Raw genomic sequence first — 399 nt, forward strand, 5'->3', positions numbered from 1 at the left:
CAGATCCAGCACCCCGCGCAGCGAGCCGTCCTCGCCGGTCGCGCCGTGCAGTGCGATCACCACCGCGTCCGGCGGGTCGGCCGCGAGCGCCGGCAGCAGCGCCACGTCCGCGTCGCGCAGCTCGGCCTCCACGCCGACGGCGCGCAGCGCGTCGAGCACCCGACGACCGGAGCGCAGCGACACGTCCCGTTCGTAGGAGAGGCCGCCCGCGAGCACCACGACGCGGAGGTCGGCCGAGACGGCGGATTCGGTCACGAGGAGATGCTCGACGGTCGTACCCATGCCGGCATCATGCCAAGTCGGGCCCGGGCACGTCGGAACCGGCCCGGCCGCGCCGGCCGGCGGCGCCACCCACGGCGCCGAAGACCCGGCGCATGGCGATCTCCTGCTCCATCACAC

At 75.4% G+C, this 399-nt stretch carries 1 pseudogene; it reads right to left on the reverse strand.

The features are described 5' to 3' along the window. Window positions 1-282, reverse strand: a pseudogene (locus tag KBX53_RS35920) (D-alanine--D-alanine ligase); the annotation flags it as partial. Window positions 283-399 lie beyond the last annotated feature (117 nt).

The sequence above is a fragment of the Micromonospora sp. M51 genome (assembly GCF_018070305.1).
Lineage (GTDB): Bacteria > Actinomycetota > Actinomycetes > Mycobacteriales > Micromonosporaceae > Micromonospora > Micromonospora parva.